Raw genomic sequence first — 10,945 nt, 5'->3', positions numbered from 1 at the left:
AATTCAAATCCTGATCGGTTAAGAACCATATTCTTTTTTCCATTCTTCAGCAGCTTCGCTTAAAACAGTATAAAATTCTTCACCGTACTTTCTCGTTAATGGAGTTTTTAAAAACTTATAAACAGGAACCTGAAGTTCTTTTCCAAGCGTACAGGCATCACTGCATACATTCCATTCGTGATAATTCAATGCAGTAAAAGCAGAGTATTCCGTAATACGGATCGGGTAAAGGTGGCAGGAGATAGGTTTTTGCCAGTCCACGGCACCATCCTCGTATGCTTTTTCAATACCACATTTGGTAATTCCTTTTTCATCGAATGTTACATAAGCACATTCGCGGTCCTCCACCATAGGAGTAACATACATTCCGTCGTGCGGATCAGTAGTCCATGTTCCCTGCTCTTCAAGGGCTTTGATTCCTTCCTGAGTAAGGTAAGGTTTTATCTGATCAAAAATACTGTCCAATATCTCAAGCTCGTTTTTATCCAACGGAGCCCCTACATCTCCTTCCACACAACATGCCCCCTTACATTTCGTAAGGTTGCAAACAAATTCTTCGGAAAAAATTTCCTCAGAAATCAATTTATCGTCTATCTGAATCATAATTTTTTAAAATAAATCAAAAACTGTACCTGCTTTGAAGGTAAGTAAACTAATAATAATAAGCCATAAACCAGCTTCACGCATCCAGTATTTGGGTAAAAATCTCATCATTCTGCTCAGAATAATACTTGAAGGAAATGCCAGCAACAAGAGATATTCATAGCTTTTATTCATATATAAAATGATGGAAATAAGCTGTGCTACCGAAAAGACCAACAGAAAAGTATATTTGTATCTGCTGATGGGACTTTTCTTATTATAGTTTTTAAAATGGTCATATACTGCATAGATAAGCATCAGAACCACAGGGATCAGTGGTAGAAGCTCCGTATAATCCGTTATCGGTTTCATCTTTCCAAAAGGAAAATAATCGATGTTCCAGGAAGTAAACTGAACGAAATACATCACTGAAAAATAGCTGAATGTAATCAAAACAATTCCCAGAAGAAATCTGAAAAGATTCAATGTAATTCTGGCAGAAGTAGCAATCACGTGAATAATCACAAACACAGCCATTGGCCAGGTAGTGGGAAGGAAAATAAAGTTCAGGGCCACAATAGCTCCTACAAGAACATATGACCTTTTCCTGGTATCTTCATCTGCACTCGTTAGAAGTAGGATAAGAAAGGAGTTTGTAAGCAGCGAAACGGCAATTCCTATATCCAGATTTCCGGGATACAGCCCGAAAATGAAAAAAGTATATAAGAATAAAGGCAGATGGGTCTGATAATTAAGGGCAATACTGTGAAAACAAAAATATCCCAAAGCAATTCCCAGAAAAGTTATTCCGGCAACTATAGCTTCGTAAGTGTTGAAATTCAGTATGTTAAATATTATGACTACTAAAAGAAGAAAACCAATATAAACAGGAATTGAAAAAATATTGCTTTCTTTTGAAAGTAATTTAAACATTTTTTATAAATTTGTACAAAGTTAATTTAAAAAAGGAAAATAATGACGTCTTTCTTTCTATTCTTAAGCAAAGTTTTCAAATGGACTTTCGGTTTCTTTGATGCGTTTGGAAATGTTTTAAACTGGATTCTATTTATAGTTTGCTGTGTACTATTTACTTATTGGTGCTACGTACTGGTGGTTACACTAGGTGGAGACAAAGATAAAGACTATTATTCTCCAACGGAAGGTAAGAATCCTTACTATGATCCGAACATCTACAAAAAAGAAGGTTAATTAATTGGTTATATAGTAAAAAACCGATCAAACATTATGCTTTGATCGGTTTTTTTATTACTAACGATTAAAATTTTCTGTTTCTTAGTCGTGAATTGGAAGTACCAGCACAGGAATACTTGAGCTTTTTGTGATTCCTTTGGTTAAGCTTCCCACAAATACATCATAAATTCCGCTTCTGCCATGTGATCCCATCACAATATAATCTGCATTTTTTGCCTTTGCATATTCCAGAATAATATCTTTGGCAAGCCCTTGTTTTAAAAGATGCTCGCAGTCAATATCATGAGCGATGATTCTCTGCTCAATTTTATTAAGCTGTACCAGCTCTTCTCGTATTTCATTGGCTTCCACTTCCGGAAAATATTGAAATCCCATATCACCAATAGCAAAGCCAATATCTGATGGCGCTACGTGAATCAGGTAAATTCTGCCGTTAAGCTGTTTTGCAAATTTTATGGCACCGTCTACCAGTTGGTCTGTCTTGTCCTCAAAATCTACGGGTAATACAATATTTATCATAACCTCTAATTTTGTTACCTAAAGATAGGGAAAATTTACCAGACTTTGATGTTAAATACTTATAATATTCGGATATCAAGAATTTTTTCCTCTTCAAGATAAGCTTCCAGAATATCATTTTCTTCCACCTTTCCAACCCCTTTTGGAGTTCCCGTGAAAATAAGATCACCCACTCTTAAGGTAAAATACTGAGAAGCAAAAGCAATAATATCATCAAAATTGAACATCATATCTTTGGTATTGCCATCTTGTACCTTTTCTTTATTTTTTAACAATGAAAACTTAAGATTAGCAAGACTGAAATTCTCTTTTTTGAAGAAACTGCTCACCACAGCAGAACCATCAAAACCTTTGGCAAGCTCCCATGGAAGCCCCTTTGATTTTAGCTCACTCTGAAGATCTCTGGCTGTGAAATCTATTCCCAGACCAATTTCTTCATAGTGTTTATTGGCAGATTCTTTCTGGATGTATTTTCCTCCTTTGGAAATTTTTAATACCACTTCCAGTTCGTAGTGAATATCATTTGAAAATTCAGGGATGTAGAAATCATTTCCCTTTAGAACTGCCGTATCCGGTTTCATAAAGATAACAGGATTTTCAGGAATTTCATTTCCTAATTCTTTTGCATGCTCACTGTAGTTTCTTCCTATGCAGATGATTTTCATAACTCTTTTTATTTTTTTTGACCTCGTCATTGTAAGGAACGAAGCCCTCTTTTATTAGATGATAGGTTAATTTCTATTGGTCATGGGTAAATTCATTCCCGCAATAATAACATTTGAATTTGTGACTCGTCAGAAAAGAAATTCCAAAGAAGCTGGTGGCACTGTCATCCCTGTAAATATGATTGGAACCACATTTCGGGCAGACAAAATCAAACTCAGGATCAGAAATAGTATGTTCTACTTCCAGCGAATATTGCTCATTATCTTTGTAATCCTGAAGAATCTGCTGAGCTTTTTCCTGATCATCTTCAAAGACCTGAAGTTGTATACCGCCTACAGCCTGTGAAAGAAGCCAATCCGACTGAATCAGCTGTTCATTCGCAATGAAGCTGTTGATGCCGTTTTCAGCAAGTATCTGCTTATCCCTGTTAGCTTCAAGGGCTGTTTCATAAAATTTAAAACGAACAAGTTCTGACATTTTTAAAATCTGCTTGATAGTTGAATCTTTGTAAAAACTTTTTTAGTATACAACGGAAAATCAGCATTCTGAAGCCATCCGAAATATCCTAAATCTTTTTGAAATACCGCTTTCACTCCCTGGCCTTTATATTTTCCAAAGTTGAAAACCTCTTCCATTTTCTCGTTAAATCCGATAAATCCGGCAAGATCTGCATTCTTGTTATGGAATGTAAATTCACTCAGTGGTGCTATTTCGTTCGGGATATCATCGTATTTTCCTACCTGAGCATCCAGAACTTCAAAAGTTGCCATTACATCAGCTTCCGCAGAGTGTGCATTTTCCAATGTTTTTCCACAGTAAAACTGATAAGCTGCCCCTAAATTTCTAGGTTCCTTTTTATGGAAAATAGTCTGTGCATCTACCAGTCTGAATTTACTCAGATCAAAATCCATTCCTACTCTTAAAAGTTCTTCTGCCAAAAGCGGAACATCAAATCGGTTGGAATTAAATCCTCCCAAATCACTTCCGGTAATCATTTCCATTACTTTAGAAGCAATATCCCTGAAGGTAGGAGCATCTTTTACATCTTCGTCATAGATCCCATGGATCTCACTGCTTTCTTTAGGAATAAGCATTTCCGGGTTTACACGCCATGTTTTGCTTTCTCTGGAAGCATCTGGATTTACTTTTAAGATACAGATCTCAACGATTCTGTCTTTTCCGATATTGGTTCCTGTAGTTTCCAGGTCAAAAATGCACAGTGGTTTATGGAGTTTTAAATTCATGTTGATGATTAATAATTTGAAGTGTGTTTTATTTAAATAAATTATTTTAATTGTCCCTGAAAAATAAGAGACACCAATATATAATAAATAACAAGCATAGGAATTCCAACAATCTGGAATATCGCAAGAATAGCGATTCCTCCCACCAATAATACTACCTTAGGATAGTTGTCTTTTAATTGTTTGGATTTGAATTTCATCGCCATCATCTTAATCGGACTGATCAGAAGCCACGAAGTAAGAAGAGTCAACAGAACCAATAGCAGTTCATTATTGAATAAAAAGTCAAAAGTTCCTGTTTCTTTAAATGCATAATAGAGGCCAAACAACAAAACAGTATTGGTAGGGGTATTCAATCCTTTAAAATAATAACGCTGTTCTTCATCTAGATTGAAGATCGCCAGTCTCAGGCAGGAAAATATAGTAACAATTAATCCAAGATACTTGATCTCAAACGGAAAGTGAATTCCAAGCAGCTCAGGACCAAATGGTTCCAGTGCTTTATACATGGTAAGCCCCGGGATCACTCCAAAACTAACCATATCTGCAAGAGAGTCCAGCTGAAGCCCCAGATTGGAGTTTGATTTTACTGCTCTGGCTACAAAGCCGTCAAAGAAATCAAAAATCGAAGAGAGAATAAGGCAGATCGCTGTAGTCTGATAATCTCCTAAAATTAGATGTATTGCACCTACACAGCCTGCAAATAAGTTAGCCAGGGTTAAGGCATTGGCCAGATTATTTTTTATAAAATTCATAGACACAAAATTACAGTTTTTAAAAATTCTAACTCAAAATAATCTGAACTAAAAAATGCATTAAAGTGATTTTGATGTAAATTTGCCTCATGAAATTTTTAAAAGGATTGAGAAAACAGGAAGTTCTGGCGCTCGTTTACAGAATTTTTCTGGCCTATGTTTTTTATCAGGTTGCCAGGCTTTTATTCTGGTTTTTTAATAAAGATCTGATTAAAGTTGACTCTGTTTCAGAATACATAAAGCTGGCTTTCCATGGTACGGCTTTCGATACCACAGCTATTTTGTATGTGAATGCCTTATTCATACTCCTTAGTTTATTGCCGTTAGTAATCAATACCAAGAAAGTTTTTCAACAAATTCTTTTCTGGCTTTATTTCATTACCAACGGGATTGCTTATGCGATGAATTTCGGCGATTTTATTTACTATAAATTTGCACAGGCAAGGCTTACTTCGGCAGTATTTCAGGTAGCAGAGCATGAATCTAATGTTTCCAAAACATTGATGATCTCTGTCGGAGAACATCCTTTTGTACTTATTTGGTATATCGTTTTGATGATCCTTTGGGTTTTCCTTTACAAAAGAGTAACAGTAGAGGATGTGAAGCCTTCGAAGCTGATCCCTTATTTTCTGACTTCCATTATTACTCTATGTATTACTGCAGTGCTGGTTGTGGGAGGGATCAGAGGAGATTTCAAACATAGCACAAGACCTATTAATATGGTAGATGCTACCCGTTTTGTAGCCAATCCGCTTCAGGGAAATATAGTGCTCAACAGTACATTCTCCTTTTTCAGAACTTTAAATACCAATAACTTTAAGGAAGTGCATTTCGTAGATGAAAAATATATTGAAGACAACGTGCATCCTTATAAAGTATACGATAGAAAGGTGGAAAACCGCCCCAATATTGTTATTTTCATTGTAGAATCTTTCGGGAGAGAATATTCCGGAGCATTTAATAAAGATAAAAATATCAAAGACTACGTTTCATACACCCCATTTATGGATAGTCTGGCTGGGCAAAGTCTTATTTTTCCCAATACTTTTGCGAATGGAAGACAGTCAATTCATGGGATGAGCAGTGTATTGGCGGGGATTCCGAGTCTTACTGATGCATTTACGGGATCTCCATATTCCAACCAGAAAATTCAGTCCATTGTTTCCGTGTGTAATGATCTGGGCTATGATACTTCTTTTTATCATGGAGCACCGAATGGTTCGATGGGATTCCTTGGATTTGGAAATATTTTAGGATTTAAACATTATTTTGGAAAAACAGAATATAACCATGATGAAGACTTTGATGGCATGTGGGCCATCTGGGACGAGCCCTTCTTACAGTATTTTGCTAAAAATGTAGGAAAGAAACAACCTTTTATGACGACTGTATTTACCGCTTCCTCACATCACCCTTTTAAAATCCCTGAAAAATACAACGGGAAATTTAAAAAAGGAAAAATACAGATGCATGAACCGATACAGTATACCGATTATGCGATTAAAAAATATTTTGAAACTGCTAAAAAACAGCCTTGGTACAATAACACCATCTTTGTTTTCACAGGAGATCATACCAATCAGGTATATTACCCTGAATATGAAAGAGCGATGAATCATTATGCTGTTCCATTAGTTTTCTATTCTCCGAATCCTGCTTATCAGCTAAAAGGAGTGAGCCAGGAAATTGCACAGCAGGCTGATATCTATCCTACACTGGCAGACCTTATCGGATATAACAAACCTATCAGAAGCTGGGGGAGAAGTTTAGTAAGTGACAAAAAATATCCTTTTCTTGTAGTCAATTCAGATGGAAGTACAGATCAGTTCATGATCGGAAATTATATTTACCGCTTTGATGGTAAGGAAATTATTGGAGTATATGATAAATCTGATCTTAGCCTTGAAAAAAATATCATGAATGAAGTTAAAAACCCTGAAGTGGAAGCCGGAAAGAAAACGGCGAAAGCATGGTATCAGGATTATATGGACAGGGTGATTAACAGGAAGCTTTATTAAGGTTGAAAAGGTAAGTTTTGAATTGGCTTTATTGTCTTTCTTTACCTCTTTATGCTTTGTATAACAAAATTTTTTGTTCGTTGAAAATTAATTTATATTTTTATCAATACGTAGATAAGAATATTGTAATTAAATTAAAACTATAAAAAATATGAAAAAATTATTGTTAACATTCGCACTTTCTTTTTGCGGTGTGCTTACATTTGCGCAGATAGAAGGTAAGTGGAAGACTATAGATGATGAGACAAAACAGGCGAAATCTATTGTTGAAGTGTACAAAAAGTCAGACGGGAAATACTATGGTAAAGTTTCTCAGTTATTGATAAAACCTGCTGATCCTAACTGTACAGCTTGTAAAGATGACAGAAAAGGAAAACCAATTTTAGGATTGGAAATCATCAGAGGATTGAAAAAAGATGGTGATGAGTTCACCGGAGGAACAATTACTGATCCTAAAACAGGAAAAACATACAAGTGTACCATTACAAGAAGCGGTGATAAACTGAACGTAAGAGGTTACTTGGGATTATCTTTATTAGGAAGAACCCAGGTTTGGGAGAAAGCTAATTAATATACGTTTAAATAGAATTTTAGATGACATCTCAGATATGGGATGTCATTTTTTGTAGATAAAAATTCTCTGTAAATTCTCCAGAACTTGGAAAAGCCACAGGAAGCAAGCAGAAAGCAGGAAAATTCATTTTAAATACACTTAATATTATGACTTCCTGTTGAAATGAAGAGCCTTTTTATTATGTGTATAATAAAAAAACACTATTTTTGTAGTCTAAATTTTTCGAATAAATATGGCAGAATATACTTTTCGTGAGGTAATTGCACAGGCAATGAGCGAGGAAATGCGTAAAGACGAATCCATCTTTTTAATGGGGGAGGAAGTTGCAGAATATAATGGTGCATATAAAGCTTCAAAAGGAATGCTGGATGAGTTTGGTCCTAAAAGAGTAATCGATACCCCAATTGCAGAACTTGGTTTTACAGGAATTGCTGTGGGTGCTGCGATGAATGGTAACAGACCAATTGTAGAGTATATGACATTCAATTTCTCATTGGTAGGAATTGATCAGATTATCAATAATGCTGCAAAAATCCGTCAGATGAGTGGTGGACAGTGGAATTGTCCAATCGTTTTCCGTGGTCCTACTGCTTCTGCAGGTCAATTGGGAGCTACCCATTCTCAGGCTTTTGAAAACTGGTTTGCAAACATTCCTGGTCTTAAAGTAGTGGTTCCTTCAAATCCTTACGATGCGAAAGGATTATTGAAAACTGCAATTCAGGATAATGACCCTGTTATTTTCATGGAATCTGAGCAGATGTATGGAGATAAAATGGAAATTCCTGAAGAAGAATACTACTTACCATTAGGGAAAGCAGATATTAAGAGAGAAGGTACAGACGTTACTTTAGTTTCTTTCGGTAAAATCATGAAGTTAGCTTTACAGGCTGCTGAAGATATGGCAAAAGAAGGAATCTCTGTAGAAGTTATCGACCTTAGAACAGTTCGTCCTTTGGATTTTGATACTGTTTTAGCTTCTGTTAAGAAAACAAACAGGTTGGTTATTTTAGAAGAAGCTTGGCCGTTTGCCTCTATATCTTCTGAAATTACTTATATGGTACAGCAAAAAGCATTTGACTATTTAGATGCTCCTATCAAGAGAATTACCACTCCTGATGCACCTGCACCTTACTCTGCAGCATTGTTTGCAGAATGGTTCCCTAAGCTTGAAAAAGTAAAAGAGGAAATCAAAAAAGCGATGTACGTAAAATAGTAATAGAGAAAAACTTCCGAAAGGAAGTTTTTTCATTTATTATATTCATGAAGAAAAATTCTTGACGTCATAAATTTAGTATAAATTTGCGCCTTTAAAATAATTAAGCTGATATGGCAGAAGTTACAGAAGATGGCTACCACTTCGACATAAAAAAACTTTCCTTTATAGGAGTTTTAGTGTCTCTAGGAATTGTTTTTGGAGATATTGGTACCTCTCCGCTTTACGTAATGAAAGCAATTGTGAATGCAAGATCCCAAGGGAGCAATATGCCTTTCAATGAATACATAGAGGGTGCGCTCTCCTGTATTATTTGGACCCTTACCCTTCAGACCACAATCAAATATGTGATCATTGCCCTTAGAGCAGATAACAAAGGTGAAGGAGGAATCCTGGCCTTGTTTTCATTAGTAAGAAACCTCAAAAAAGGATGGTTGTATCTCATTGCAATTGTGGGTGCAGCAGCCCTTATTGCAGACGGAGTAATTACACCCTCACTGACGGTAATGTCAGCCATTGAAGGTCTTGAAATTTATAACCCCCACACGCCCGTTGTTCCCATTACCATCGGAATTCTGATTGTTATTTTTGTGGTACAGCAGTTCGGAACCAGCTTTATCGGAAAGTTTTTTGGTCCGGTGATGGTAGTTTGGTTTCTGGTATTAGGAGGTTTGGGAGTAATGCATTTGAGCGAGAATTTTGAGATTTTAAGATCTTTCAATCCATATTATGCTTATAAACTTATTGTCAACTCACCGAGTGCCATTGTGATTTTAGGAGCTGTTTTCCTTTGTACAACTGGGGCTGAAGCTCTTTATTCAGATTTAGGGCACTGTGGCGCTAAAAATATCAGAGTAAGCTGGGCATTCGTTAAGATTATGCTTATTCTTAATTACCTTGGACAAGGTGCATGGCTTTTGACCAATTACAACAAACCTGGCTTCTCCGTAGTAAATCCTTTCTTTGGAATCATGGAAGAATGGATGATTATTCCGGGAGTAATTTTAGCAACAGCAGCGGCAATTATTGCCAGCCAGGCATTGATTACAGGTTCTTTCACCATATTCTCAGAAGCAATGTCTCTTAACCTTTGGCCGAATCAGAAAATTGATTATCCTTCCGGAGTTAAAGGACAGATGTATATCCCAAGAATCAATTGGGGACTTCTTATCTTGTGTATCATTGTTGTTCTTCACTTCAGAGAGTCAGGAAAAATGGAAGCCGCATATGGTCTTTCCATTACTGTAACCATGTTGATGACAACCGTCCTGCTGGTGTTCTGGTTGCTGAAACATAGAGTGAGCAAAGTACTGATTTTGGTTTTTGCGCTAGTATATATGGCTATCGAATTAGGTTTCTTCAGCGCCAATATTATCAAATTCATGGAAGGTGGATGGATTACTGTCGTACTAGCTGGTTCTATCGGACTTTCTATGTATGCATGGTATAATGGACGATTGATCAAAACAAGATTTATTCAGTTTGTAAAAATTGAAAAGTATGTGTCTATCCTTAAAGACATGAAGCTGGATGAAACAATCCCGAAATATGCTACCAACCTTGCATATCTGAGCCGAGCAAAAAGAAATGATGAAGTAGAATCTAAAATTATCTATTCTATCATCAAAAAACAGCCGAAAAGAGCAGATCATTATTTCATCCTGAGCATCGTAAATCAAGAGGATCCATATACTTTCAAATATACGGTAGACGAAATTCTTCCGGGTACTGTGTACAAAATCAATTTCCTTTTAGGATTCAAAGTAGACAGAAGAATCAACGATTATTTCAATATGGTCCTTAAAGATTTAATGGCAGATGGAACCATTCCTTCAAGAAGCAGCCATCCTTCTTTAAGAGCTCATGAAATACCGCCGGATCTTAAATATGTAATCATAGATAATACTTATATCAACGATATACTTTTAACTGTTAAACAAAAGATTATTCTTAACATTTACAACTTTGTGAAGTATATCGGAAGTGATGACTTTAAAGCTTGGGGAGTATCTTCTCATAACGTTGAAGTGGAATCTGCGCCGATCACAGAATTAACAGTTTACGATAATAAGATCGAGCAGTCCGGATATTTCCGTCACAACTCTTAACCTACTAGCAGTAACCATACTATCTATTTAAATAAAATTCAATAAATTTGTAGA

The 10,945-nt window shown here is 36.0% G+C and carries 12 protein-coding genes; 5 read left to right on the top strand and 7 right to left on the bottom strand.

The annotated features are described in order from the left end of the window. Positions 1-18: 18 nt before the first annotated feature. Positions 19-603, bottom strand: coding sequence for a DUF3109 family protein (locus BOQ62_RS19760; protein WP_129042100.1), 585 nt, complete (start codon positions 601-603; stop codon positions 19-21). 6 nt (positions 604-609) lie between these two features. After that, positions 610-1,515 (bottom strand): DUF6427 family protein, encoded by a 906-nt coding sequence (locus BOQ62_RS19755; protein WP_129042099.1) that lies wholly within the window; start codon positions 1,513-1,515, stop codon positions 610-612. Positions 1,516-1,557: 42 nt separating this feature from the next. Between BOQ62_RS19755 and BOQ62_RS19750 the strand changes: the two genes are divergently transcribed. Next, positions 1,558-1,791 (top strand): DUF6341 family protein, encoded by a 234-nt coding sequence (locus tag BOQ62_RS19750; protein WP_034696859.1) that lies wholly within the window; start codon positions 1,558-1,560, stop codon positions 1,789-1,791. Between the two features lie 84 nt (positions 1,792-1,875). On the opposite strand, the gene BOQ62_RS19745 is transcribed toward BOQ62_RS19750, so the two are convergent. The 5 genes from BOQ62_RS19745 to BOQ62_RS19725 form a co-directional block, all read right to left on the bottom strand. Further along, the gene (locus tag BOQ62_RS19745; protein ID WP_129042098.1) at positions 1,876-2,313 is read right to left on the bottom strand and encodes a universal stress protein; all 438 of its coding nucleotides are present in this window, start codon (positions 2,311-2,313) and stop codon (positions 1,876-1,878) included. A 59-nt stretch (positions 2,314-2,372) separates the two neighbouring features. Beyond that, complete coding sequence (locus tag BOQ62_RS19740) at positions 2,373-2,978, bottom strand: fumarylacetoacetate hydrolase family protein (protein ID WP_129042097.1); 606 nt, start codon at positions 2,976-2,978, stop codon at positions 2,373-2,375. Between the two features lie 73 nt (positions 2,979-3,051). Continuing rightward, positions 3,052-3,456 carry a DUF2007 domain-containing protein gene (locus BOQ62_RS19735; RefSeq protein WP_129042096.1) on the bottom strand — a complete coding sequence of 135 codons (405 nt, stop codon included), beginning with the start codon at positions 3,454-3,456 and terminating at the stop codon, positions 3,052-3,054. Between the two features lie 2 nt (positions 3,457-3,458). After that, positions 3,459-4,223, bottom strand: a complete 765-nt coding sequence (locus tag BOQ62_RS19730) for a 3'-5' exonuclease (RefSeq protein ID WP_129042095.1) — start codon at positions 4,221-4,223, stop codon at positions 3,459-3,461. Positions 4,224-4,264: 41 nt separating this feature from the next. After that, the gene (locus BOQ62_RS19725; protein ID WP_129042094.1) at positions 4,265-4,978 is read right to left on the bottom strand and encodes a CDP-alcohol phosphatidyltransferase family protein; all 714 of its coding nucleotides are present in this window, start codon (positions 4,976-4,978) and stop codon (positions 4,265-4,267) included. 89 nt (positions 4,979-5,067) lie between these two features. Here BOQ62_RS19725 and BOQ62_RS19720 point away from each other — a divergent pair, with 89 nt between their 5' ends. The 4 genes from BOQ62_RS19720 (at position 5,068) to BOQ62_RS19705 (ending at position 10,891) form a co-directional block, all read left to right on the top strand. Then, positions 5,068-6,996 (top strand): LTA synthase family protein, encoded by a 1,929-nt coding sequence (locus BOQ62_RS19720; RefSeq protein WP_129042093.1) that lies wholly within the window; start codon positions 5,068-5,070, stop codon positions 6,994-6,996. A gap of 151 nt (positions 6,997-7,147) precedes the next feature. Beyond that, on the top strand, positions 7,148-7,567 hold the full coding sequence (locus BOQ62_RS19715; RefSeq protein ID WP_129042092.1) for a DUF2147 domain-containing protein: 420 nt from the start codon (positions 7,148-7,150) through the stop codon (positions 7,565-7,567). Between the two features lie 235 nt (positions 7,568-7,802). Then, entirely contained in the window at positions 7,803-8,783 is a 981-nt protein-coding gene (locus BOQ62_RS19710) for a pyruvate dehydrogenase complex E1 component subunit beta (protein WP_034696867.1), read from the top strand. A gap of 113 nt (positions 8,784-8,896) precedes the next feature. Next, complete coding sequence (locus BOQ62_RS19705) at positions 8,897-10,891, top strand: KUP/HAK/KT family potassium transporter (protein ID WP_129042091.1); 1,995 nt, start codon at positions 8,897-8,899, stop codon at positions 10,889-10,891. Positions 10,892-10,945: the final 54 nt, after the last annotated feature.

Origin of the sequence: Chryseobacterium sp. CH21 (assembly GCF_004119445.1) — a bacterium.
GTDB lineage: Bacteria > Bacteroidota > Bacteroidia > Flavobacteriales > Weeksellaceae > Chryseobacterium.
This window is presented reverse-complemented; position numbering and strand designations above follow the sequence as displayed.